The sequence below is a fragment of the Lentzea flaviverrucosa genome (assembly GCF_003350445.1).
In the GTDB taxonomy this organism is placed as follows: domain Bacteria; phylum Actinomycetota; class Actinomycetes; order Mycobacteriales; family Pseudonocardiaceae; genus Lentzea; species Lentzea californiensis.
Genome location: NZ_QQAU01000001.1, coordinates 20,035 through 42,720, shown reverse-complemented (window position 1 = coordinate 42,720; position 22,686 = coordinate 20,035). Strand labels below are relative to the sequence as shown.

Here is a 22,686-nt window from a genome sequence, read left to right as displayed (position 1 = left end):
CCATGTCGAAGTCCCACGCTCAAACCTCGCAGCGGCAACGGAGGCGGGTGAGGGGCCTAGGTCCTCAGCGAGCCGGGACCGCTGTCCCGGCCGGTGGCGCCTTTGGGAGGTGTCCGGTCGCCTCGCGCACGACAACGCTGGACCACACATGAACGAACGGATCGCCGGAGGGTGTCATGCGTGAACCGACTGTTTCCTCGCTGATGACGCGTGAGGTGATCAGCGCGGACATCGACAGCTCGTTCAAGGAGCTGGTGCAACTGCTGGAGGGCAACAAGATCAGCGCCTTGCCCGTGCTCGACGGCGGATATCCCGTGGGCGTCGTGTCGGAAGCCGACCTGGTGCCCAAGGAGGAGTTCCGCGGCGGCACCGAGGACGCACCCGGCCTGTTCGGCGGCCGCGCGGCCAGGCACCGGTGGGAGCAAGCCGCCGGACTGACGGCCAAGGACGTGATGACCAGTCCGGTCCGGAGCATCTCGCCGGACGCCACGGCCAGTGCGGCGGCCAGGGAACTCGCCGAGGCCGGCGTCCGCAGGCTCTTCGTGATGGACGGTGATGGTGCCCTCGTCGGCGTGCTGTCGCGGCGTGACCTGCTGAAACTCTACCTGCGTGAAGACGACGAGCTGAGGACGACCATTCGCGACGAGATCTTCGGCCGCACCCTGTGGGTCGACCCGGACACCGTCGACGTGGAGGTGACCGACGGCGTCGTGGCGCTGCAGGGCCGGCTCGAACGGCAGAGCGAGATCGACATCGCCGACCACCTCGTGCGCGCGTTGCCGGGTGTCGTGGACGTGCAGAACCGGTTGCGACCGGAGTGGAACGACACCACGCTGCCCCGCCAGACCGAGATCTTCGGGTGAAGGAGAGCCACCGATGAGGACCCGAGACGTGATGACGACCGACGTCGTGGTGGTCAGCCCGGACACGGGCGCCCGTGACGCCGCCCGGCTGCTGGCTGAACGCGGTTTCACCGCACTGCCCGTGGTCGACGCGACCGGCACGTTCGTCGGTGTCGTGGGCGAGACCGAACTGCTGCGCGATCGACTGCCACAGGACCCCCGGTGGTTGGTGCACGGCGAACCGGTCGTGCCTCGGAACGCGCCAGGGGACCTCGTGGCCCAGGTGATGACGAAGCCGACGGTGACCGTCACCCCGAACACCGACCTCGCCGAGGTCGCCGACTTGATGCTGAAGCACGGTGTGCGCAGCGTTCCGGTCGTGCGCGAAGGTCATCTCGCCGGCATCGTGACACGGCGGGACATGCTGCGTTCCATCAGCCGCGCGGACTGGATCATCGAGGCGGAGGTCCGCCACCGCCTCGGCGTGCTCGGTGCCGCCCACCGTTGGCAGGTCGAGGTGAGCCACGGCGAAGTGTCCATTGTGGATGAGTTGAACGATCCGGCCGACCGGCACGTGGCCGAGGTGCTGGCCCGCGCGGTCGCCGGTGTGACCGACGTGCACTTCACCACACCCGAACGGATCTGACCATGGTCAGACGGTGGAGCGACCTCACCGAGGCGCAACGGAGGACCTTCGTCGCGATGGGGGTCGTGCAGGTGGTGTTCGCCGGTGCGGCCTGGACGGACCTGGCTCTGCGGCCCCGCGAGTTCGTGCGAGGCCGCAAGGCCTGGTGGGCTCTGGCGATCCTGGTGAACTTCGCTGGGCCGCTTGCCTACTTCCGCTGGGGGAGAAGGACATAGGTATAGGGAGGCGCTGGTTCGCCCGGCGCCTTTCGCTCGTGGCTCCTGCTCGACCGTGCGACAGTCCGGCTGGGCCTCTGGGGCGGCGTGCAGTGGCAGAAGTCCCGCGCGGCCGGGGACCTCGTGCCCGCCACCGACGAGACCTGAGGAGCTGGGGAACAGTTTTGCCGGGGCGCAGTCTGCTCAGAGCTGGAGAGTCCACACCGGAGTGAGGAGTTCGTCGTGAGCACAGAAATCGCGGGACCGGAGGCCGCCACTGGTCCTGGTCCGGGCATTCAGCCACTTCCGTCGAGATTCGGTCTGCCCACCGCTACCGCTCTGGTGGTCGGATCGGTGATCGGAACCGGCGTGTTCGGCCTGCCGACCGCACTCGCGGCGTTCGGACCGGTCAGCCTCGTGGCGTTCGTCCTCGTGTCGATCGGCGCGCTCGCGCTCGCGCTCACGTTCGGCGCGCTGGCGAAGCGGATCAGCGGTTCCGGAGGCCCGTACGTGTACGCCAGGGAAGCGTTCGGCGAGTTCGCCGGATTCCTCAACGCCTGGTGCTACTGGATCACCGCCTGGGCGGGCAACGCGGCGATCGTCGTGGCGCTGGTCGGCTACGTCGAGGTGTTCGTCAACACCGAGCACCAGGTCGGCTGGTCCATCGTCATCGCGCTGGCGGGCCTGTGGATCCCGGCTCTGGTCAACCTGTCCGGGCTGCGGAACATGGCCGTCACGCAGATCGTCTTCACCGTGCTGAAGGTCGTGCCCCTGGTGTTCATGGCCACCGTCGGACTGGTCTTCGTGAAGTCGGCGAACCTCGGCCCGTTCAACGCCAGTGGGACCTCGATCGGTGGCGCCATCTCCGCCGCGGCCGCGATCGCGCTGTTCAGCTACATCGGCATCGAGACCGCCTCGGTCGCGGCCGGCCGGGTGCGCGACCCCGAGCGCAACGTCGGACGGGCCACCGTGTTCGGCACGATCGGCTGTGCGGTCATCTACGTCCTCGGCACGCTCACCGTCTTCGGCACCGTGCCGAACGACGCGCTGCGCGAGACCTCGGCTCCGTTCACCGCCGCCGCGAACGCCATCTTCGGCGGCCAGTGGGCAGGCCAGGCCGTCGCGATCGCCGCCGTGGTGTCCGGCATCGGCTGCCTCGTCGGCTGGACCCTGATCATCGGCGAGATGCCGATGGCCGCCGCGAAGGACAGGCTGTTCCCGAAGGCGTTCCTGCGCACCCGCCGGGACGTCCCGAGCTTCGGCATCATCAGCTCGACCGTGCTCGCCTCGGCGCTGGTGGTGGTCAGTTACACCAACTTCGAGCAGGTCTTCACCACGCTCGTGCTGCTGTCGGTGTTCACCGCCGTCGTCCCGTACCTGTTCAGCGCCGCCGCGCAGCTGTACTGGCTGCTGGTGCGCGGTCGCAAGGCCGAATGGCCGCACCTCGTGCGCGACTGCACCGTCTCGATCCTCGCTCTCGCCTTCGCCTTCTGGGCACTGGCCGGCAGCGGCTACCAGGCCGTCTACTACGGCGTCATCTGCCTGCTGCTGGGCGTGCCGCTCTACATCTGGCTCAAGGCGGGCCAGCGCGAGTACAACGGGGCGAAGTCGTGAACCTCAGTGTCGGATCGGAAGTCGGCACACTCCGCCAGGTCATCGTGCACCGTCCGGGACTCGAGCTGAGCAGGCTCACCCCGCGCAACTGCGACGAGCTGCTGTTCGACGACGTGCTCTGGGCAGCGAAGGCCCAGGACGAACACGACGAATTCGCCGCGGTACTGCGCGGCCGAGGGATCACGGTGCACCACACGGGCACGCTGCTCGCCGAGGCGCTGGCATTGCCGGAGGCGCGAGCGTTCGTGCTGGACCGGGTGTGCACGCCAGAGCTGCTCGGTCCGACGCTCGCCGGCCCGGTGCGCGAGTTCGCGGAGAAGGTCGACGCCCCGATGCTCGCCGAGCTCCTGGTCGGCGGCGTGACCCGAGCCGACCTGTCGCCATTGGGCGTGCCCAGCCTGCGCTGGAACAGCCTCGGACTGGACGACTTCGTCCTGCCACCGCTGCCGAACACGCTGTTCCCGCGCGACAGCTCGGCGTGGATCTACGGCGGCGTCACGATCAACCCGATGGCGAAAGCCGCCCGCCGCCGTGAATCGCTGCACTGCCAGGCGATCTACCGCTTTCACCCGATGTTCGCCGACGCGATGTTCCCGATCTACTACGGCGCCGACGACGCCGACCACCAGCCAGCGACGCTGGAAGGCGGCGACATCCTCGTCCTCGGCCGCGGCACCGTGCTGATCGGCATGGGGGAGCGGACGACCCCGATGGGCGTGGAAATCCTGGCCCGCGAACTGTTCCGCACCGGCCAGGCGAGCTCCGTGATCGCGGTGCAGCTGCCTCGCTCGCACGCGCTCATGCACCTCGACACGGTCATGACGATGCTCGACCTGGACACGTTCATCCGCTACCCCGGCCTCGATCCCGAGACGCTCAAGACGTGGGTGATCACCCCCGCCGACGCGGAGGAGGTCGTCGAGCGCAGCTCGGCCGGCCTGCGGGTGCAGGAGCGGACTTCGGTGTTCACCACCATCGCCGACCTGCTCGGCGCCGATCAGCTACGCGTGCTCTGCGCGGACGAGGACGCCCGTGCCGCCGAACGCGAACAGTGGGACGACGCCAACAACTTCCTCGCGCTCGCACCCGGCGTCGTCGTCGGCTACGAGCGCAACACCGTCACCAACACGATGCTCGCCGACCACGGCATCGAGGTCATCTCCATCCCCGGCAACGAACTCGGCCGCGGCCGGGGCGGCGCCCGCTGCATGACCTGCCCGATCCAGCGCGACGGCATCTGAAGGGACCATCTCGATGCGACACCCCGGCTCGTTGCTCAAGGAACTCGACCTCTCCAAGGAGAAGTTCCTCGACCTCGTCTCCCAGGCCCGCGGACTGAAGCGCGCCAAGGCGTCCCACACCGAACACCCGCTGCTGGCGGGCAAGAACATCGCCCTGGTCTTCGAGAAGAGCTCCACCCGCACTCGCTGCGCCTTCGAAGTCGCCGCCCACGACCAGGGCGCCCACGTCACCTACCTCGACCCGACCGGCTCCCACATGGGCCGCGAGGAGTCCGTCCCGGACACCGCCAAGGTCCTCGGCCGCATGTTCGACGCCATCGAGTTCCGCGGCTTCGCCCAGGAGACGGTGGAGGTGCTGGCCGAGCACGCCGGCGTGCCCGTGTGGAACGGCCTGACCGACTCCTGGCACCCCACCCAGATGCTCGCCGACGTCCTCACCATGACCGAGAACTTCGACGGCCAGGTCGAGGACGTCAGCTTCGCCTTCGTCGGCGACGGCCACAACAACGTCGCCCGCTCGCTGCTCGTCACCGGCGCCCTGCTGGGCATGGACGTGCGCATCGCCGCCCCCTCCGCGTTGCAGCCACCGGTCGGCGTGATCGCCAAAGCCCAGGAGCTGGCTGCGACGAGCGGCGCTCGCGTGCTCGTCACCGAGGACCCCGAACAGGCGGTGGCCGGAGTCGACTTCATCTACACCGACGTCTGGGTCAGCATGGGTGATTCACCTGAAGCCTGGGACGACCGCGTGCCCCTGCTGACGCCCTACCGCGTCACCGCCGAACTGATGAAGGCCACCGGCAAGCCCACCACGAAGTTCCTGCACTGCCTGCCGTCCATCCACGACCGCACCACCCAGGTCGGCCGCCGCGTGTACGAGCAGTACGGCCTCGAAGGCGCCGAAGTCACCGACGAGGTCTTCTCATCTCCGGCCTCGGTCGTCTTCGACCAGGCCGAGAACCGCCTGCACACCATCAAGGCGGTCATCGTCGCCGGACTGGCCCCCTGATGCGCATCGTCGTCGCACTAGGAGGCAACGCCCTGCTCATGCGCGGCGAACGCGCCGACGCCTCCGTCCAGCTCCACCACGTCGAAGCTGCGGCGCGAGCACTCGCGCCGCTCACCGCCGAACACGAACTCGTGGTGTGCCACGGCAACGGCCCCCAGATCGGCCTGCTCGCACTCGAAAGCGAGGCAGACCCGTCACTCACCCGCCCGTACCCGCTCGACACCCTCGGCGCGGAAACCCAGGGCATGATCGGCTACTGGCTCGCCCAGTCACTGCGCAACGCGGGCGTCCACAAACCGGTCCTCGCCGTCGTCACCCAGACGGTGGTCGATGCGTCCGACCCGGCGTTCTCGGCGCCGACGAAGTTCATCGGGCCGATCTACGGCCACAAACCCGCCAGCCGCCTGGCCGAGCTGAACGGATGGACCATGGCTGAGGACGGCCCGCACTGGCGCCGCGTCGTCCCGTCGCCGGAACCGCTGCGGGTGGTCGAACAGGAGTCCATCGAGCGGCTGGTGAGCGGCGGGACGATCGTGGTCTGCGCGGGCGGCGGGGGAGCGCCGGTCGTCGACGACGGTCAGCTGCACGGCGTCGAGGCGGTGGTGGACAAGGACCTCACGTCTGCCGCGCTGGCCATCGCGTTGAAAGCGGACCGCCTGCTCCTGCTCACCGACGTTCCCGCGGTGATGTCCGACTACGGCCTGCCGACCGCCGAACCGCTGCACCACCTGGACGTGACGGAACTCGAGCACCTGAGCTTTCCCGCCGGCTCTATGGGACCGAAGATCGAGGCGTGTCGGCGGTTCGTGCAGGCCACGGGATCGGTGGCGGCCATCGGTGCGCTCACGGACGTGGAAGCACTTCTCCTAGGAGACGCCGGCACGTCGATCAGTCAGAAGCCCGTGTCCTGACAAGGCCCATCGAGTTCGGCGCGGGAGCCAACTGCCTGCAGTGGGCTCCCGCCGGGTTCCTTCGGTTCCGCACGAGGGCTGGTCGCCTCACCTCCGCCGAGCAGGGCGGGTACGCCTCACCAGCGCCGCGCCTGTGACGAGGCTCAGCAGGCCGCCCAACGCGAGCCACGCGACATCGGCACCGGTCTGGGCGAGCACCTCTTCCCCAGGAGGTGGGGCAGGTTCGCCACCGGACGGTGGTTCGGCGTCCGGGTCGGGCTGGTAAGGGCCTGGTAGGACGAAGTGGAGGTCCTGGTAGTTCGGCGGCGGCCCGTTCTGCCCGGCTCGAGCGAGGACCGATCCGCCCCAGACGATCACCCACGGTCCGACGACGCCGAGCCGGTAGCGGCCGGCGGGCACGTCGTAGAAGTTGAACCTGCTGCTCATGTCGGTGACAGCGCGAGCGACGACCGCGCCGCTGAGTTCATCGCGCAGGTACACCTTCACCCCGGGCAACGATGTGCCTGATGGCAGACCGAGGAGGGGCTTGGACTTGAAGAGCAGCAGAGCACCTTCGACCCTGATGGCCACGCCACCTGGAACTCTGGTCGCCGCGGTCGTGCGCACCGAGCCGTTGACACGAGGCGGCGATCCTGTCTCGCAGTCGACCTGCAGGTAGCCCACGGCGTACGCGTTCTCGGTCACCCGGACTGCGATGTCAAAGGTTTGGGTGTGGCCGGCGGGAAGGGTGACCCCAGGTCCTCCCGGCGTCAGCGGCCCCGTGTCCACGGCCGAAGGACCGCTGTCCCAGTTCACGCTGCACTCGGCGGTCAACTCGAAGAGCGGCAGCTCGCCCGTGTTGGTCAGGCTCATCACCGAGTGCGCGACGTCGCCGACCTGGTAGGCCTGCCGCTCGAACGCCAGGGAGGCCCGCAGCGACGCGTCAACCCGTGGGGTGCCTCGGACCAGGACGTCGGGGACGGCGATCCCGTCGACCTCGACGTTCGGTGGCGCGACGTACCAGCCGGAGTCTGGAAACCCGAGCCCGTACGTGCCGACCGGCAGGCCGGTGAACTCGAAGCCGCCTGCCGAGCCCGTCACGGTTTCGCGCCGGGTGAAGGGTGTGCCGCCCGACGTGTGCACCCGCACGCCGGCGAGTTGCTCGCCGGAGTCCATCACGTGGTTGCCGTTGCGGTCGCCGTAGAAGGTTCCCCGGAAGTTGCCCAATATGAAGGTGATCGGCACGGACACGCTGACGGTGTTGTCCGCCGGGTTCGCATCCTGCCCGGCACCAGCAGGGTGCACCGTGACGACGAGACGCAGTACGTCATCGACCGTGGTGACAGTGCCCGTCGCGCTGGTCTCGGTCGTCTGCCCCGGTTCTACTCCCTCGCCGGGCGAGCTGAACCGTCCCCAGTGGTGACTCGAGAGATCACCGGTCGATGTGATGACGGCTCTTTCCTCTGCCACAGCACCGACATTCGTGACACGGGCGTGGACGGTGACGGTCTCGTGGCCGAGGTACGAGGGTTTGCCGAACCAGACCGTCAGCTGCAGGTCTGGCAACTCCTGCCTCGGCGCGGCCGGGTCCACGGCCGTTTCCGAGGAAGGAACGGTCGAGGGGGACTCGGGCGTCTGCGTCGTTGGGACGGTCGTCGGCGTCGACGTCGTGGTACTGGGCGGCTCGGAGGAACTGGTCGTGGTTTCCGGTGGGCCGGTTGTCGTCGTTGGTGCGGATGCCGGAACGTCGTCGGCCAGCACGGGGCCAGTGGACGTGCAGAGGCACAGCGCGGTTGCGAGCGTGACAGCTCCGGCAGACCTGAGTAATCGTGACATCGGTTCCCTCCCTTGGACGAGTCAAGTCGTAGACCCGTGAAGCGTGGGAACGGCAGGGGCGAAGGACCCATCGCGGCCGGGACGGCGTCTGGAACGAGGGTCAGCCGCCTGCGGGTCGTCCCCGGACGCCGAGTGAAGTCCGACAGCACCACCTGGTTCACCCCTGCAAGAACCGTTGTGTGGTGGGATTTCGGTGCTGCACGGTGAGGCGCGTCGGAGCACCTGTCGCCTTCCATCACTGCGCACTAGACGCCATGGCCGGCGACGAAGGCCTGCCTGACGGTGAGACGGCAGGATCGGCGAGGTGCGGCTCACCCTCGTCCGGGCGGCTGCTGTTCGAGCAGCGCGGCGACCTCACCGGGGTGTGCGGCCGGGCTCGTGGTCCTGATCCCGTTGCTCCACCCGAGGTCCTCACGCCAGCGAAGCACCGGACCGCGTCCGGTGACCACCTGGCCGCGCATCGGACGTGTCGGGGTGAGTTCCAGCACTACCTGGGCGACGTCGATGCCTTCGCGGGCAAGGGCGTCCACGACGCTGTCGAAGTACCGGTCGAGCGTGACGGGCGTGCGTCTTTCGCGGGTCTGGTGCACCGCGAGCCTCCTGTGGGCCGTGGGAACCCACGCATCTTGCGTCGCTCGGAGCAGTCGCCCCAGGGCACAACGTCCCGATGTGGCAGGGACCGCCGCACGACCTCACTGCTCGGATGCGGACGTGGTCACCGGATGGGTCTGCGGGACCGCGGCATCGTCCAGGGCCTCGTGCTCGGTCTGAGGCGGACGCGGAGTCCTCACGTCACCGGATGTTGTGGGGTCGTGTCAGACTGAAATCAAGATGTCATCAGCGCTCATCAGCGGCTCGGCCTGAAAGCGACATGGTCTCGACTTTCGAGGAACGGGTTTGCTGGCCACAACCACCGCCTCGCCGCACTCCTCCGGTGAGCACTCGGCTCCGAGACTGATCGTGTGGCCTCTCGGATCGATGCTCTTCGCGAGACGCTCTTCCACCAGGCTTGCGCACTCATCGACGTCGACCCCGTCCAGAACGGCTTCCGCCGACAGGCTGGAAATCGGTCCGGCCACGTGCGCGACAGCGGCCTTGCGATCCCGGCAGGGTCCCTCGTGGCCGCCGAGGCGATCGCCGCACCGGTGATCAGGCAGACCGGTCTGCGTGCGGCAGCCCGGTCGTGGTGCACGCAACCGCGAGCCTCAGAACGCCGGTCCGCACGACACGGCGGCCCTCGTTCGCCGACCTGCCGTCGGCCCCCTGGGAATGCGCTGAGTCGTGGGCTGTCACGCCGGCCTCGCCCGATGGTTCAGCCGCCTGCGCTCGTTCATGGGAACGCCTGCGGTGGAAGAACACTCAGGGGCGCACCGGTCACCCCGTTCGGATGCTCCTCGCGGCCGACCGCAACCTGGACGCGTGATGTTTGGTCACAAATCTGAGGTAGCGGTCAGTCGCTGTTAGCGTACGGAGAGCGACATCTCCGGATCTGGAGGACTCGATGAAACGCCTTGTCTCCGCAGCGTTGAGCACGCTCGCCGCCACCGTTCTCCTGGCCTCGGTCAGCCCTGCCGCGCAGGCCGCGGCAGGCCGGGTGGCGGTGTTCTCGACGGAGTTCACGCCGGTCAAGATCTACAACAGTCCCAGCGGCTGCAACAAACTCCCGCCTGAAGCGCACGTGCTGGTGAACCTGACCAACGCCGATGTCGTCGTGCACGCAGACCCGTTCTGCCTGACTCCTGGGCTGGTCGTCGCGGAGGAGCACGGCTCCCACGTCACCCCCGGCAGCGGTGCCTTCTCCGTCAAGGACTGAGCCCCTGGTGTGACGAGTCGGAAAGGACACGCGTGTCTGTCGATCTTGTCGTGGTCGGCGTCGGCTACGTCGGACTGCCGCTCGCCGCCGAAGCCGTCGCCGCCGGGTTGTCGGTGATCGGGTACGACACCTCACCGGAGGTGGTCACCGCGGTGGCTGAGGGCCGCTCGCACGTGCTCGACGTGTCGACGGCTCAACTGCGGGACATGAAGGCCGGAGGTTTCACCGTCACCTCCGATCCGGCGGTGCTGAGCGGTGCCGAGACGATCACGATCTGTGTGCCCACCGGTCTCGACGCCGGGGGCGGGCCGGATCTGACCGCCGTGCGCTCCGCCGCCGCGACCATCGCCGAACACCTGCGGCCCGGCACTCTGGTCGTGCTGGAGTCGACCAGCTATCCGGGGACCACCGACGAGGTCGTCCGGCCGATTCTGGAACAGCACGGGCTGATCGCGGGCGAGGACTTCCCGCTCGCCTACTCGCCCGAGCGGATCGACCCCGGCAATCCGCGGTTCGGCCTGCGCAACACGCCGAAGGTCGTCAGCGGCCACACCCCGTTGTGCGCCAAGCACTGCGCCACGTTCTACGGGCGGTTCGTCGACACGGTGGTGGTGGCGCGCGGCACCCGTGAGGCGGAGATGGCCAAGCTGCTCGAGAACACCTACCGGTACGTGAACATCGCGCTGGTCAACGAGATCGCGATGTTCTGCGACAGCATCGGCGTCGACGTGTGGGACGTGCTGCACTGTGCGTCGTCCAAGCCGTTCGGGTTCGCGCCGTTCGTGCCCGGCCCCGGTGCCGGCGGGCACTGCATCCCGGTCGACCCCAAGTACCTGCTGGACAAGGCCGAGCGGCAAGGCACCCGGCTGGGTGTCGTGCACGCGGCGCGGCGGGTCGACGACCAGATGCCGTCCTACGTGGCCGAACGCGTGACGAGGATGCTCGCCGAGCACGGCAAGCCCCTTCAGGGCGCGAAAGTCCTGCTGCTCGGTCTCACCTACAAGGCGGACGTGCCGGACACCCGCGAGTCCGCCGCGGTGCGGATCGCGCTGCGGCTGCGTGCGCTCGGCGCGATCGTGAGCTATCACGACCCGGTGGCCGTTGTGGTGCCCGAACTCGGGCCGGCCGTGCACGATCTCGGCGCGGCTCTGCGCACCGCGGACGCCGCCGTGCTGCTCGTCGCTCACCGCGACTACGACCTCGGCCGGCTGGCGAGGACCGCCCGGCTGTTCTTCGACGTGACGGGCCGCGTTCCCGGAGAGGAGGTCGTGCGCCTGTAAGTGCGCCCGCCACAGGGGGCGCCTGCCGGGGTGAGGCCCGGCAGGCGGACATCAGTCCTTCCGAACTTCCGTGACAAGGAGTGTGCCCGAATGACCGCCGCAACGACCTCCGCAGCCAAGAACGACCGGCTCAAGAAGCGTTTCGAGAAGTGGGACGTCAACCACAACGGCCGGATCGAGAAGTCCGACTACGAGGCCGAGGCCCGCCGGATCATCAACGCGTTCGGCGAGGACTCCGCGTCGCCGCAGGCGCGTGCGCTGATCGACGCGTTCACGAGCATGTTCGAGTACTTGGCGACAAAGGCGGGCGTCGGACCGAACGGCGCCATGTCCGAGGGGCAGTTCATCGAGGTGGCCGAGGCACAGATCTTCCAGGACGGCGACTCGGGGTTCAACCGGGTCGTGCGTCCCACGATCGCGGCGATCGTCGGGATGTGCGACACCGACGGGGACGGCGAGGTGAGCCCGGCGGAGTTCGGCAAGTGGCTGAAGGCCGTCGGTGTCGAGTCCTCCGCCGCGGACGAAGCGTTCCGGAAGATCGATGCCAACGGCAACGGCAAGCTGACCGTCGACGAGCTCGTGCTCGCCGTGCGCGACTACCACATGGGCAGGCTGGACGTGCCGTTGCTCGGCAAGTGACCGTGTGACGGAACCGGCCCCAGGCGATCCGTCTGGGGCCGGTTCGTGCTCAGTCCGGCTGGGTGAACCGCACGCCCAGTTCGGGTTTCAGGCCCAGATCGGGTCCGGTGCACGGCTGTGGCACGTGGATGAGGATGTTGTAGTGGTTGGGGAAGTGGCACCCGTCGAACCCGAGCACCGTGCCCACCCGCAGCCCGCCGATCCACACCTCGTCACCGCGGTCGATCACGCCCGCGCACCCGATTTCGGCGAACCCGAGGAACCCGACGCGGTCGATCCGCGCGCCGGGCGTGGTGTCGTCGTGGTCGGTGGTGACCAGCTCGTGCACCTCACCTCCCCGCACGCACCGGCTGGCGAACGGTTCCAGGCTCATCCCGCGGTCGTCGCGCTGGTGCACCAGCACTTTCACGACCGTGGCGGTGATCTCCCGTTTCGGCCCGTTCTCACGCATGCGTCTCCCTCCGATACGCCTCGTCCACGATGGACAGTGCGGCCAGGCCGCCGTCGGACCACGCAGCTCCCGATCGCACCGCCTCCGCGAACTCACGCAGCACGCCCTCGTACTCGTGCCGGAGCGACTCCTTGAACTCCCGGTAGCCGGCCAGCATGTCCGCGTGGAGGACCGACCCGTCGCCCAGCCGGACCTCGACGTCCTTGACCTCGCCGGCGAACGACCAGTCGAGCTCCACGGTCGCACGGTCGAGTGCCAGCACCGCCTGCCGGTCGACGCCGGTGTCGTCGCGGTCGATCCGCACGCCGCGCAGTGCCACCGGCCCGAGGAAGAGCCGGACGAGGTCGAGCGCGTTCGGGCCGTTGTCCGCGACGCAGCCACCGCCGCAGCGCGCCGCGTCGAGGTACCAGCGGTCGTGGCCGACGTGTTCCTCGATCTGCTCGAGGTACCGCACCGTCATCGACTCGATCGTCGCGTCACCGATCTCGTCGCGCAACGCGAGCACGTTGCTGTTGTAGCGGCGGTGGAACGCGGTGAACAACGCGACCCGCTTCCTGGCGGCCAGGCCGACCAGGTCACGGCCGTCGGCCAGGGTGGTGGCGAGCGGTTTCTCCACGCACACCGGCAGTCCGGCTTCGAGCACGTCGCGGCACACGATGGCGTGCACGTCGTTCGGCGCGGTGACGACGACCGCGTCCAGCCCGCCCGCGGCGAGCAGCTCGCGGTGGTCGAGGTAACCGGGTACCCCGTGACCCGTCAACGCGGCGGGGTCGCGATCGCAGACCGCGGCGAGCGTGAAGTCCGGAGATCTCTCCAGCGCGGTCAGGTAGAAACGGGAGATCACGCCGAGTCCGACGATGCCGAGCCGCATCATGCGAGCACCCCCGTCGTCACCGACCGGAGTTCCTCGAACAACGCACGCGGCAGGGGCACACCGTGCTCCCGCAGCCGCGCCGCCCGTTCACCCTCGTGCCAGCCGGGGTACGACACCGGGGTGGCGGGGTCGAGTGCGGGCCAGCCGCGCACCGCGGTGAAGAGAGACGCCGCGTCAGTGGCGAAACCGGTGCGCAGCAGGTCCGGCGCGATCGCGACCGCCAGGACGCCGATGTCGTCGTCCCGGTCGCCGTCGGCGGACAACGCGCCGAGCGCCGCGCCGGACACCAGCGAGGCGAGCACCTCGACCAGCAGTCCCAGCCCGAAACCCTTGTAGGCCCCCGTTTCGGGCTCGCCTCCCAGCCACAGCAGGTGGGCGTTGCCCCGGTCGAACGCCGCCGGGTCGGTCACCGGCGTGCCGTCGGCGGCGGCGAGCCAGCCCGGCGGGATCGGCTCTCCCGCACGAGCCGCGGCACGCACCCGGCCGGTCGGCACGACGGTGGTGCTCATGTCCAGCACGAACGGGTGCGCGTCGCCCGCGGGACAGGCCAGGGCGAGCGGGTTCGTGCCGAGCATCGGGACGGCACCACCGGGTGGCCTGGCGATGCGCTGGCCGCCGCAGTTCGACGCGATCAGGCCGATCATGCCGTGCGGCACCGCCCGGGCGGCGTGATGGCCCGCGCAACCGATGTGGGTCGCTCCGCGCACCGACACCATCGCGATGCCGTGCCGAGCGGCCCTGCCACAGGCCAGCTCCATGGCTTGGCCGGCCGACCACAGCCCGAGCGCGCGCCGGGCGTCAGCGAGCACGCACGCGCCGAGATCGGTCTGGATCACCATGTCCGCCAGGGGATCCGCGCGGTCGTCGTCGAACAGCGGGAGGTACAACCGGGTCAGGTTGACCAGGCCGTGCGACGTCATGCCGGTCAGTTCGCCGTGGCACAGCGCCTCGGCGGCGATCGCCGCCCGGTCGGCGGGCATTCCCCTGCCGGCGAACACGTCGGCCACTGTGGACAGCAGTGTCCGATAGGGCACCAGTACCGTCATGCTCCTCCATCCCTGGTGAACCGCAACACGATGTCGCGCACGATGTCGCTGAACCGGTCGAGCTCGGCGACATCGGCGAACTCCCCACGGGCGTGAGCGTTGTTGGCGCCGAGCGAACCCGGACCGAGCACCGCCGTACGGGTGCCCGGCACGCCGGCGAGCCAGATCGCGTCGCAGGTGAAGGCCGGTTCACCGGCGGGCCACCGCGGCACGATCGCGTCCAGCAGCGGGATGTCCTGCGGGGGCAGCGCGGGCAACCCGCGCTTGGACCACCGCAGACTGGTGATCGCCGCGGCGTCGGCGGCGGTGCGCTGGAAGAAGGGCACGTCGCGGAAGCGTTCGGAGAACTCGGCGAGGCCGGTCCGCAGCCCGGTCTCCATCGCCGTGCTCATGGTCCGCGCCGAGTCCGCGCAGCCGTAGGCCATGTTGAACAGCAGCTCGCCGCTGCCGTAGACCCGGTTGTGCAACTGACCGGTGTGCAGCCCCGCCACGCAGACCTGGCCGCGCGGCGCGAGTCCGGCGGCGAGGTGCTGGGCGAGGAACCCGAGCAGCACCGTGGCGTTGTGGCCTCGGTGCGGCTCGTCGTCGATCGCGTCGTCGCCGTCGACCCGCACGCTCGCCGTCATGGCCGCGGTGCAGCGCGGCAGGTGCCGCAACCCGGTGGGCTCGCAGAAGATGTTGAGCCCGCCGTGGAATCCGGCCTCGACGAGCGGCCGGGTGCCGAACGTGCCCATGGCACCGCCCTCCTCGCCGGACACGGCCTGGATCAGCACCCCGGCCTCGCGGCCGACCGCCGGGTCCGCGGCGACCGCTGCCCGGATCCCGGCCAGCATCGCCACAGCGGGACCCTTGGCGTCGATCGCGCCACGCCCGTGGAACCGGGTGCCGTCGAAGCCCTCCGGTTCGAACGGCGCCACGGTGTCGAGGTGCACGTTGAACATCACGGCGGGTTCGGCGGGCCCGAGCCGGAGCACCAGGCTCGGCTGGCAGGCGAGGAACTCCGGCCCCACGTCGTGAAGGACCGACGGCACGTCCGGACGGCGGAGAACCGACGGCGCGGGCGCGGCGAGGTGGGCGACGCGGAAGCCGGCTTCGGTGGCCGCGGCGGCGAACACGTCCATCGCCTCCCACAGGTGGACCTCGGCCGTCGTCTCCAGCGGACCGGCGGTCGGCAGGCTGAGCAGGCGGAGCAGCAGGTCCCGGTCCTGTCCGATCACCGGAGGAGTTCCGCCATCGCCCGGCCCGCCGCGAGGAACGACGGCACCGCACCGGCGGCGAGCTCACCCGGCTCGTGCGGACGCAGGGCGAGATGCGGTTCCAGTGACCAGGCGCCGCGGTAGCCGTTGGCCCGCAACAGCTTCACGCAGTCCGCCACGCGCGCAACGCCCTCGCCGGGGATCGTGAACCCGTGCGCGTCCGCATCCTTGACGTGCACGTGCTCGACGTGGCCGGCGATGTCACCGAGCAGGTCGAAGCCGTCGTAGCCGTGCGCGACGCCGTTACCGGTGTCGAACAACAGCTTCAGAGCAGGGCTCGCGACCTCGTCGAGCAGCTCGAGCATCCGCGCGGCGCCGGTGCCCGCCCAGCCCGAGCAGTTCTCGTGCAGCAGCGTCACGCCGGCGGCTTCGGCCCTGCGGGTGAGCACCCTGATCCGGGTGACCGCCGCGGTGCGCCAGTCGTGATCGCTCAGGCCGTCGTTGGGGTACGACATGATCCGGAGGTACCGGGTGCCGATCGACCTGGCGCGGCGGGCGAGCACGTCGAGTTCGGCCAGATCCTGCTCGAAGTCCGCGGTGATCGGGCGGGCCCAGTTGCCGATCCGCGAGTCGAGGCAGACCACCCGCAACCCGCTGCCCGCCAACGCCGTCGCCACCGCGGCGAACTGCCCGTCGGTGAGGTCGGCGACGGCCCGCCTGCCGATCGTGCGCAGCTCGATCGCGGGCCAGCCCAGCTCGGCGAGCACCTCCATCTGGGTGGTGAGATCGTGCGCCGCCTCGTCGGTGATGCCCGCCAGCACGAGGTCAGCCGACATGGTGCGCCATCGCCACGTAACCGGTCTCCGTGCGAGCCGCGGGCACCACCGGCTCCGCGCAGATGTTCTTGGCCACCGACAACAGCTGCACGACCTCGGCGGCGAAGGTGAACCCGCGCGTCTGCTCGCCGCCCGCCCGGAACCTGCGGTAGGCCTGGATCATCCACTCGGTCAGCGAGTCGTCGCGGAGCACCAGGTGCTCCCTGTGGCCGTTCGCCCGCAGGGTCAGCTGCGAGTGGTCGTCGTCGTCGCTCACCGCGAAGTGCCCGACCGCGCTGCCGTGCGCGAAGTCGATGGTGATCCGCCGCTCGCGCACAGGGCTGGTGAGGTCGGAGCTGATCTCGGTGCGCACACCCGAGTTGTGCCGGAGACCGACGTCCGCGCAGCCCATCCGGGGGATGGACTGCCCGTCCAGCTCGAGGTCCGCTCCCGCCGCGTGGGTGACCCGTGCGGCACCGGCCAGCCGCAACGCGAGCGCGACGCCGTGCGGCAGCTCGACGTCGAACGCCGTCGGATGGCCCGGAGCCGCGAACGAACGGCGGAACCGCGGCTTGTTCTGCACGATCGTGATCGACTTCGGCGCGCCGAACAGGCCGGAGCGGGTCAGCTCGATCAGCCGCCTGGTGAGGGTGCTGGTGAGCCACGGCTCGACGACCTCGACGTGCAGCCGGTGCTTGCGCCGCACCCGGATGATTCGCGCGAGGTCGTCGGCGTCGGACGCGAGCGGCTTCTCCACGATCATGTTGCGGAAGCCGAGCTCGGCCAGTTCGGTGATCACCGCGTGCCGTTCGGTCGGCGGGGTGCAGATGTGCACCACGGTGCCGGCGGGATCGAGTCCGCCGGCCGCCTCGCCGATGCTCGCGGTGGTGACGAGACCGGGCCGGCGGGGGAGCGTGCGGCGCGGGTCGCACGCCGCGACGTCCTGGCCGTCGAAGAGCTGCGGGTCGCGCGCCCGCGCCTTCGCGAGCACCGGAAGGTGCAGACCTGCTCCGGCACGGCCGAGTCCCACCACGAGTGACTGCACGGTTGAGCCCCATCTCCGAACGGGAATTCAGGCCGATTTCGACGCTAGCGGGAGTGCCGGAGGTGTCAATGCCCGTCACTCCTCCTTGACCAGGAAGAGTGAACCGGATCACCGGCTCGATCAGCTGCCCTACTCTCGGAAACGGTCATTCACCCCCGGAGGTGGGTACGCTGTCGATCCCTTTCCACACACAATCGACCACATTCGCAGAACTGTGGCCCACGACTCGGCGACACATTGTCGACGTCATCCAGAATGGCAAGTACTCGCACGGTCACAAGGTCGCGAAACTGGAGTCCGCGCTCGCCGCCTACACCGGCGCCCGTTTCGTCGTCGGGGTGAACAGCGGCACGGACGCCCTGGTGCTGCTGCTGAGGGCGGCCGGTCTGCGGCAGGGCGACGAGGTGGTCGTTCCCGCCTTCTCGTTCGTCGCGTCGGCGTCGTCGGTCGTGCTCGCGGGCGGGCGGCCGGTCTTCGCCGACATCGAGCCCGACGGGTACGGCATCGATCCCGCCTCGGTGGCCGAGGTCGCCGGCGATCGCACCCGGTTCGTCATGCCGGTGCACCTGTTCTCGCAGCTCGTGGACATCGACAGGGTGCTCGACGTCGCCTGGCGGCTCGGACTCACGGTGGTCGAGGACAGCGCCGAGGCGATCGGGATGCGACACCGCGGCACGCATGCGGGCCTGCTCGGGGCGGGCGGCGTGCTGTCGTTCTTCCCGACCAAGACGCTGGGTGCGATCGGTGACGCCGGCGCGGTGCTCACGAACGATCCGCGCATCGCCGACATGGTCGACGCGCTGCGCCACCACGGCCGGTTCGGGCGCACGATCGACAACTTCCCCGGCATCTCGACCGAGACCGGGCTGCCCGGCATGAACAGCAAGATGGACGACATCCAGGCCGCCGTGCTGCTCGCGAAGCTCACCCGGCTGGACGCGGACATCGCCCGCCGTGCGCAGCTCGCCGCGCAGTACACGCAGTCGCTCACAGGGCTGCCCGGCGTGCGCAAGCTGCCCGCGGCCCGTCCAGGCGGCGTGTTCTACGTCTACGTCATCGAAGTCGAAGCGCGCGACGACCTGGCTGCGCACCTGTCGGCGCAGGGCGTGCAGACAGAAGTCTATTACCCGGTGCCTCTACACCTGCAGCCTTGTTTCCGCGACCTGGGACATCGTTCCGGTGATTTCCCGAATGCCGAGGCGGCGTGCCGGCACACCATCGCACTTCCTCTCCATCCCGACATGTCGACAACGGATGTCGAAAAGGTGTGCGGCTCTATTCGAGACTTCTACCGAGGACGATCATGACCCTGCCGTTCTTCCCGCCCGACCTCTTCGACGGCGAGCAGGACACGTTGCTGGACATCGTCGAGAGCATCGGCCTGGCGCCGGAGCAGAAGTTCATCCTCGGCGCGCACACCGCCCGGTTCGAGGAGGTGATCCGAGACTCGGTGGGCGCCGCCGACGCGATCGCCTGCAGCAGCGGCACCGCGGCCCTGTCACTGGTGCTGCGTGCCATGGACGTGGGACCCGGCGACGAGGTGATCGTGCCCGCGTTCGGCTGCGCGCCGCTCGCCGCCGCCCCCGCGATGCTCGGCGCGGTCCCGGTCTTCGCCGACGTCGACCCGTGGACGCTGGTCGCCGATCCCGTCGAGATCGAACGGCTGATCTCCCCGCGCACCAAGGTGATCATGCCCGCGCACATGTTCTCGGTGATGGCCGACATGCCCGCGATCCGCGCGATCGCCGACGACGCGGGCGTCCGGCTGCTCGAGGACTCCGCCGTCGCGCAAGGCGGTGTGCTCGGCGGCACGCCCGCCGGCATGTGGGGCGACGCGGGCGTCTACTCGTTCGTCCAGGTCAAGACGTTCGGCATGCCGGGGGAGGGCGGCATGGTCGTCACCGCGGACCCCGGGCTCGGCACGGCGGTGCGGATGCTGCGCAACCACGGACAGGACGGCAGGACGCGGTTCGTGCACCACCGCATCGGCTACAACAGCCGGTTCGACGAGATCATGGCGGCGTTCCAGCTGCACCGGTTCGCCACGTTCCCCCAACGGCTTGAACGCCGGGCGCGCATCGGCGAGTACTACACCGAACGCTTCGGCGAACTGGCCGGCTGCGGTGTGCTCGCGCCGCCACCCGCCAGCGACGGCCGGTGCTACTACGTCTACTCGTTGCTCGCCGAATACCGCAACGCGTTGCGCGATCACCTTGCCGCACAAGGCATCGGATCGCACGTCTACTACCCGGCGGCACTTCCGCGTCAATCCGCGTTCGCCCCGTACGCCCGCGGCGGTGCCTGGCCCGCCGCCGAGCTGGCCGCGCGGCGCACGCTGGCCATCCCCGTCCACCCACATCTGACCGATGCGCAGGTGGAGCACATCGCGGACGCGGTGTGCCGATTCGCCAAGGAGTCGTGATGAAGGTCCAGGCAACGCAGATCCCCGCGCCGGACGAGATCGAGGCCGAGTGGCGCAGGCGGGCCGGACGCCCCGGTCTGGCCCGTGTCATGCGGGCGTCGCAACCGGCCGAGCTCGCCGAGGCCACGACCATCCGGACCCGTCAGCTCGTCACGCACCACCTGCGTTCGCTCGGCCCGATCCGCTCCGCGTTGGAGATCGGTTGCGGCATGGGCAGGATCACCCCGGCCATCGCCGCACAGGCCGGCGCCGTCACCGCGATCGACATGACTCCGCGCATGCTCGAGCTGGCCCGCGCGGCGTGCGCCCACCTGCCGGGCGTCGAGTTCCGGCAGGCCGCGGTCCAGCGGCTTCCGTGGCGGGACAAGAGGTTCGACGTCGCGGTCTGCGTCTGGGTGCTGATGCACGTGCTGGACGACGACGAGATCGCCTGGGCGTGCCGCGCGATCTCGGGCGCGGCACGGCACCTGGTGCTGGTGGAGTACGAACACGCGGACATCCCCGTCGGCCGGTACTCGCGGCTGCGCGACCTCGACGACTACCTCGCCCTGCTGCCGGGTTCCCGGCTGGTCGAACGGCATGAGCTGACCTACGGCGGCGACCGCTCGTTCGCCGCGCTGATCGCGTTGGAGGACCGGCGATGACGGCGTTCGCAGCGACCACGCGCACGCGTGGCACCGCCTACTTCAGGCTCGCGAAGCTCGACATCCTCGACTACTACCTCGGCGTGGTCGTGGTGTGGACGTTGCTCGTCCCCGCGCTGCGGTTCGACGCGGGCGTGCTCACCACCACCGGGGTGTTCCTGCTGGGCGAGGTGTTCGTGATCGCCGCCATGGTGGCGCTCGACGACCTCACCGGCTACCGGGACGGCAGCGACGTCACCAACTACTCACCCGACGACCGGGCCCGCCGGCGGTACCGCAAGCCGCTGGTGGCGGGCACGCTGACCGAGGACCAGGTGCTGCGGTTCGCCTGGGTGACCGGCGTGATCGGCGCGCTGCTCTGGCTCGCCGCCATCGCTATCGCACCACACACTCCACTGTGGACTCTTGCGCTGATCGCCGTCACGTACTTCTTCTCGCTGCAGTACTCCTGGGGCGTGAAGCTGAGCTACCACGGCTTCCAGGAGTTCTTCATCGCCGGGCTCGGCTGGGCGCTGGTCCTCGCGCCGTACGGCCTCGCCACGGGACGGATCGACGGTTTCGTGCTGGCTCAGGCGCTGCTGTTCGGGCTGGGGCCGCTGCTGTTCGGCGTGTACTCCAACACCAACGACGTGGCGGGGGACCGGTCGGTCGGCAGGCCGACCGTCGCGGCGCTGACCTCACCGCGTGGCAACATGTTCTTCGTCGTCGCGGTGTCGGCGGCCGAGCTCGCGCTGATCCTGGCGGTACCCGTGCTGGACGGTCCGTGGTGGTTCCCGCTCGCGTTGCTGCCGACGATCGTGCTGCGGCTGAGGCAGGTGTGGATCGGCTTCGCCCAGCACGACATCCTGCGGGCCAGGATGCTCGGCATCCGCATCCACCGGATCACCGTGCTGGCGCTGGTCGTCGTGAACCTGGTGGTCTTCACGTGACCGACCTCGACGTGGCCGTCATCGGCGCCGGTGTCGCAGGGCTGACCACCGCGTTCCGGCTGCGGGCCTCGGGCAGACAGGTGCGGGTCCTCGAGGCGGCCGACGTCGTGGGCGGCCGGATGACGACGGTGCGCGAGGACGGTTTCCTCATCGACACCGGCGCCGAACAGATCCCGGAGGCGGGCTACCCGGAGACGTGGACACTGCTGGGAGAGCTCGGCATCGACCGCGGCGCGGTGCCCAGGATCGGGCGGGGCATCGCGATGTGGCGCGGCCGGGCACGGCCGGGAGTCGCGAGCGCACGCGGTCTGTTCAGCGGTGCGGGTCTGCCCGTGCGAGCCCGGCTGGAACTGCTGCGGTTGCTGCGCGGGCGGGTCGACCTGGAACGCCCGGAGGACTCGTCGCACGCCACGGTGGCGCAGGCGTGCCGGGGTGACCTGCTCGACTACCTGTGCCAGCCGGTCGTGTCGGGATTCTTCGGCTGGGACCCCGCACGTTCCGCCATCGCGCCGTTCCTGGCGCTGCTCACCTCGATCGGTCCGGCGTCGACCTGGCGGACCTACCGCGACGGCATGGACACGCTCGCCCGTGCGCTCGCCTCGCAGGTGGACGTCACCACCTCGGCACCGGTCGACCGGGTGGTCGACGACGGTTCCTCGGCCCGGATCTTCCTGGGTGGCAACGAGATCAGCGCACGCTCGGTCGTGCTGGCCGTGCGCGCGCCGATAGTTCGTCTCGTGCACCCGGAGCACGGATCGGAGTTCATCGACGCGTGCTCGTTCTCCTCGGTGGTGAAGGCGCACCTGCTGCTCGACCGGCCGCTGGGCCGTCGCGACTACGCGGTGCTCGTCCCGACGGCCGAGCACGGCACGGTGTCCACGATCATGTTCGACCACCTCAAGCACCCCGGCCGCGCGCCGGAGAACCGGGGCCTGGTCACGGTCATGGCCCACCCGTCGGTCGCGGGGGAGCTGATGGGCGCACCTGACGCGGAGGTGGCGGCGCGGCTCACCGATGCCGCCGAACGCCTGGTGCCCGGTCTGCGCACGGCGACCGGCAGGGCGATCGTGCGGCGGTTCCGGCACGCGCTGCCCGAGGCGACGCCGAGGGCCCTCGCGTTGCGTCCGGAGTTCGAGGCGGGGCTGGGCGGGGTCGTCGACTACGCCGGTGACTGGGTGTACCTGAGCCCGTGCGGCGAAGCGGCGGTGCGGTCCGGACTGCGCGCGGCGCAACGCCTTGCCAGGAAGGAGGAGCGGGTGTGAA

General features: G+C 69.8%; 24 protein-coding genes. 15 read left to right on the top strand and 9 right to left on the bottom strand.

What is annotated here, in order from left to right:
* Positions 1-176: 176 nt before the first annotated feature.
* The 7 genes from DFR72_RS00230 to DFR72_RS00200 all read left to right on the top strand — a co-directional run bounded on the left by DFR72_RS00230 (position 177) and on the right by DFR72_RS00200 (position 6,454).
* Positions 177-863 carry a CBS domain-containing protein gene (locus DFR72_RS00230; RefSeq protein WP_090073008.1) on the top strand — a complete coding sequence of 229 codons (687 nt, stop codon included), beginning with the start codon at positions 177-179 and terminating at the stop codon, positions 861-863.
* A 13-nt stretch (positions 864-876) separates the two neighbouring features.
* Positions 877-1,488, top strand: coding sequence for a CBS domain-containing protein (locus DFR72_RS00225; protein ID WP_090073010.1), 612 nt, complete (start codon positions 877-879; stop codon positions 1,486-1,488).
* Positions 1,489-1,490: 2 nt separating this feature from the next.
* Positions 1,491-1,703 carry a PLDc N-terminal domain-containing protein gene (locus DFR72_RS00220; RefSeq protein ID WP_090073014.1) on the top strand — a complete coding sequence of 71 codons (213 nt, stop codon included), beginning with the start codon at positions 1,491-1,493 and terminating at the stop codon, positions 1,701-1,703.
* 273 nt (positions 1,704-1,976) lie between these two features.
* Positions 1,977-3,296 carry an APC family permease gene (locus DFR72_RS00215; protein ID WP_425459871.1) on the top strand — a complete coding sequence of 440 codons (1,320 nt, stop codon included), beginning with the start codon at positions 1,977-1,979 and terminating at the stop codon, positions 3,294-3,296.
* Complete coding sequence (locus DFR72_RS00210) at positions 3,293-4,537, top strand: arginine deiminase (protein ID WP_090073016.1); 1,245 nt, start codon at positions 3,293-3,295, stop codon at positions 4,535-4,537. Before DFR72_RS00215 ends, DFR72_RS00210 begins: the two co-directional genes overlap by 4 nt.
* A 13-nt stretch (positions 4,538-4,550) precedes the next feature.
* A complete protein-coding gene (gene argF, locus DFR72_RS00205; protein WP_090073018.1) occupies positions 4,551-5,543 on the top strand; it encodes an ornithine carbamoyltransferase in 993 nt (330 codons plus the stop codon).
* The gene (locus tag DFR72_RS00200) at positions 5,543-6,454 is read left to right on the top strand and encodes a carbamate kinase (protein WP_090073020.1); all 912 of its coding nucleotides are present in this window, start codon (positions 5,543-5,545) and stop codon (positions 6,452-6,454) included. The genes argF and DFR72_RS00200 overlap by 1 nt, the downstream gene beginning before the upstream one ends.
* Before the next feature lie 87 nt (positions 6,455-6,541).
* On the opposite strand, the gene DFR72_RS00195 is transcribed toward DFR72_RS00200, so the two are convergent.
* The 3 genes from DFR72_RS00195 to DFR72_RS44815 all read right to left on the bottom strand — a co-directional run bounded on the left by DFR72_RS00195 (position 6,542) and on the right by DFR72_RS44815 (position 9,348).
* The gene (locus DFR72_RS00195) at positions 6,542-8,026 is read right to left on the bottom strand and encodes an LPXTG cell wall anchor domain-containing protein (protein WP_090073021.1); all 1,485 of its coding nucleotides are present in this window, start codon (positions 8,024-8,026) and stop codon (positions 6,542-6,544) included.
* Positions 8,027-8,580: 554 nt separating this feature from the next.
* Complete coding sequence (locus DFR72_RS00190; protein ID WP_090073023.1) at positions 8,581-8,859, bottom strand: hypothetical protein; 279 nt, start codon at positions 8,857-8,859, stop codon at positions 8,581-8,583.
* Positions 8,860-9,084: 225 nt separating this feature from the next.
* Positions 9,085-9,348 carry a hypothetical protein gene (locus DFR72_RS44815; protein WP_143086999.1) on the bottom strand — a complete coding sequence of 88 codons (264 nt, stop codon included), beginning with the start codon at positions 9,346-9,348 and terminating at the stop codon, positions 9,085-9,087.
* Positions 9,349-9,770: 422 nt separating this feature from the next.
* On the opposite strand from DFR72_RS44815, the gene DFR72_RS00185 reads away from it, so the two are divergent.
* The 3 genes from DFR72_RS00185 to DFR72_RS00175 all read left to right on the top strand — a co-directional run bounded on the left by DFR72_RS00185 (position 9,771) and on the right by DFR72_RS00175 (position 12,001).
* Positions 9,771-10,082 (top strand): hypothetical protein, encoded by a 312-nt coding sequence (locus tag DFR72_RS00185; RefSeq protein WP_090073025.1) that lies wholly within the window; start codon positions 9,771-9,773, stop codon positions 10,080-10,082.
* 32 nt (positions 10,083-10,114) lie between these two features.
* On the top strand, positions 10,115-11,362 hold the full coding sequence (locus DFR72_RS00180; protein WP_090073027.1) for a nucleotide sugar dehydrogenase: 1,248 nt from the start codon (positions 10,115-10,117) through the stop codon (positions 11,360-11,362).
* Positions 11,363-11,452: 90 nt separating this feature from the next.
* Positions 11,453-12,001, top strand: a complete 549-nt coding sequence (locus DFR72_RS00175; protein WP_090073029.1) for an EF-hand domain-containing protein — start codon at positions 11,453-11,455, stop codon at positions 11,999-12,001.
* A 49-nt stretch (positions 12,002-12,050) separates the two neighbouring features.
* Here the strand turns inward: DFR72_RS00175 and DFR72_RS00170 are convergent, their stop codons facing one another.
* Genes DFR72_RS00170 through DFR72_RS00145 form a run of 6 tightly spaced genes read right to left on the bottom strand, consistent with a single transcriptional unit; the run spans position 12,051 to position 17,428 of the window.
* Positions 12,051-12,452 (bottom strand): DUF6917 domain-containing protein, encoded by a 402-nt coding sequence (locus DFR72_RS00170; protein ID WP_090073031.1) that lies wholly within the window; start codon positions 12,450-12,452, stop codon positions 12,051-12,053.
* Entirely contained in the window at positions 12,445-13,326 is an 882-nt protein-coding gene (locus DFR72_RS00165) for a Gfo/Idh/MocA family protein (protein WP_090073033.1), read from the bottom strand. The genes DFR72_RS00170 and DFR72_RS00165 overlap by 8 nt, the downstream gene beginning before the upstream one ends.
* On the bottom strand, positions 13,323-14,372 hold the full coding sequence (locus DFR72_RS00160) for an Ldh family oxidoreductase (RefSeq protein WP_090073037.1): 1,050 nt from the start codon (positions 14,370-14,372) through the stop codon (positions 13,323-13,325). The genes DFR72_RS00165 and DFR72_RS00160 overlap by 4 nt, the downstream gene beginning before the upstream one ends.
* Complete coding sequence (locus tag DFR72_RS00155; RefSeq protein ID WP_177224652.1) at positions 14,369-15,589, bottom strand: M20/M25/M40 family metallo-hydrolase; 1,221 nt, start codon at positions 15,587-15,589, stop codon at positions 14,369-14,371. The genes DFR72_RS00160 and DFR72_RS00155 overlap by 4 nt, the downstream gene beginning before the upstream one ends.
* Positions 15,586-16,404: a sugar phosphate isomerase/epimerase family protein gene (locus DFR72_RS00150; protein WP_090073039.1), complete on the bottom strand. Its 819-nt coding sequence runs from the start codon at positions 16,402-16,404 to the stop codon at positions 15,586-15,588. Before DFR72_RS00150 ends, DFR72_RS00155 begins: the two co-directional genes overlap by 4 nt.
* A complete protein-coding gene (locus DFR72_RS00145) occupies positions 16,394-17,428 on the bottom strand; it encodes a Gfo/Idh/MocA family oxidoreductase (RefSeq protein WP_090073041.1) in 1,035 nt (344 codons plus the stop codon). The genes DFR72_RS00150 and DFR72_RS00145 overlap by 11 nt, the downstream gene beginning before the upstream one ends.
* Before the next feature lie 98 nt (positions 17,429-17,526).
* Here DFR72_RS00145 and DFR72_RS00140 point away from each other — a divergent pair, with 98 nt between their 5' ends.
* The 5 genes from DFR72_RS00140 to DFR72_RS00120 are packed head-to-tail and all read left to right on the top strand — an operon-like array spanning position 17,527 to position 22,685.
* The gene (locus DFR72_RS00140; RefSeq protein ID WP_425459863.1) at positions 17,527-18,735 is read left to right on the top strand and encodes a DegT/DnrJ/EryC1/StrS family aminotransferase; all 1,209 of its coding nucleotides are present in this window, start codon (positions 17,527-17,529) and stop codon (positions 18,733-18,735) included.
* A complete protein-coding gene (locus DFR72_RS00135) occupies positions 18,732-19,850 on the top strand; it encodes a DegT/DnrJ/EryC1/StrS family aminotransferase (RefSeq protein WP_090073043.1) in 1,119 nt (372 codons plus the stop codon). Before DFR72_RS00140 ends, DFR72_RS00135 begins: the two co-directional genes overlap by 4 nt.
* Positions 19,850-20,494: a class I SAM-dependent methyltransferase gene (locus DFR72_RS00130; RefSeq protein WP_245982379.1), complete on the top strand. Its 645-nt coding sequence runs from the start codon at positions 19,850-19,852 to the stop codon at positions 20,492-20,494. The genes DFR72_RS00135 and DFR72_RS00130 overlap by 1 nt, the downstream gene beginning before the upstream one ends.
* Positions 20,491-21,423 (top strand): UbiA family prenyltransferase, encoded by a 933-nt coding sequence (locus DFR72_RS00125; protein ID WP_090073045.1) that lies wholly within the window; start codon positions 20,491-20,493, stop codon positions 21,421-21,423. Before DFR72_RS00130 ends, DFR72_RS00125 begins: the two co-directional genes overlap by 4 nt.
* Positions 21,420-22,685 carry an NAD(P)/FAD-dependent oxidoreductase gene (locus DFR72_RS00120; RefSeq protein WP_090073047.1) on the top strand — a complete coding sequence of 422 codons (1,266 nt, stop codon included), beginning with the start codon at positions 21,420-21,422 and terminating at the stop codon, positions 22,683-22,685. The genes DFR72_RS00125 and DFR72_RS00120 overlap by 4 nt, the downstream gene beginning before the upstream one ends.
* The last annotated feature ends 1 nt before the right edge of the window (position 22,686 follow it).

Coding starts and splice junctions, on each gene's coding strand:
- DFR72_RS00230 (WP_090073008.1), top strand. CDS start 177: ATGCGTGAACCGACTGTTTCCTCGCTGATGACGCGTGAGGTGATCAGC.
- DFR72_RS00185 (WP_090073025.1), top strand. CDS start 9,771: ATGAAACGCCTTGTCTCCGCAGCGTTGAGCACGCTCGCCGCCACCGTT.
- DFR72_RS00160 (WP_090073037.1), bottom strand. CDS start 14,372: ATGACGGTACTGGTGCCCTATCGGACACTGCTGTCCACAGTGGCCGAC.
- DFR72_RS00220 (WP_090073014.1), top strand. CDS start 1,491: ATGGTCAGACGGTGGAGCGACCTCACCGAGGCGCAACGGAGGACCTTC.
- DFR72_RS00200 (WP_090073020.1), top strand. CDS start 5,543: ATGCGCATCGTCGTCGCACTAGGAGGCAACGCCCTGCTCATGCGCGGC.
- DFR72_RS00130 (WP_245982379.1), top strand. CDS start 19,850: ATGAAGGTCCAGGCAACGCAGATCCCCGCGCCGGACGAGATCGAGGCC.
- DFR72_RS00175 (WP_090073029.1), top strand. CDS start 11,453: ATGACCGCCGCAACGACCTCCGCAGCCAAGAACGACCGGCTCAAGAAG.
- argF (WP_090073018.1), top strand. CDS start 4,551: ATGCGACACCCCGGCTCGTTGCTCAAGGAACTCGACCTCTCCAAGGAG.
- DFR72_RS00150 (WP_090073039.1), bottom strand. CDS start 16,404: ATGTCGGCTGACCTCGTGCTGGCGGGCATCACCGACGAGGCGGCGCAC.
- DFR72_RS00225 (WP_090073010.1), top strand. CDS start 877: ATGAGGACCCGAGACGTGATGACGACCGACGTCGTGGTGGTCAGCCCG.
- DFR72_RS00135 (WP_090073043.1), top strand. CDS start 18,732: ATGACCCTGCCGTTCTTCCCGCCCGACCTCTTCGACGGCGAGCAGGAC.
- DFR72_RS00165 (WP_090073033.1), bottom strand. CDS start 13,326: ATGATGCGGCTCGGCATCGTCGGACTCGGCGTGATCTCCCGTTTCTAC.
- DFR72_RS00170 (WP_090073031.1), bottom strand. CDS start 12,452: ATGCGTGAGAACGGGCCGAAACGGGAGATCACCGCCACGGTCGTGAAA.
- DFR72_RS00125 (WP_090073045.1), top strand. CDS start 20,491: ATGACGGCGTTCGCAGCGACCACGCGCACGCGTGGCACCGCCTACTTC.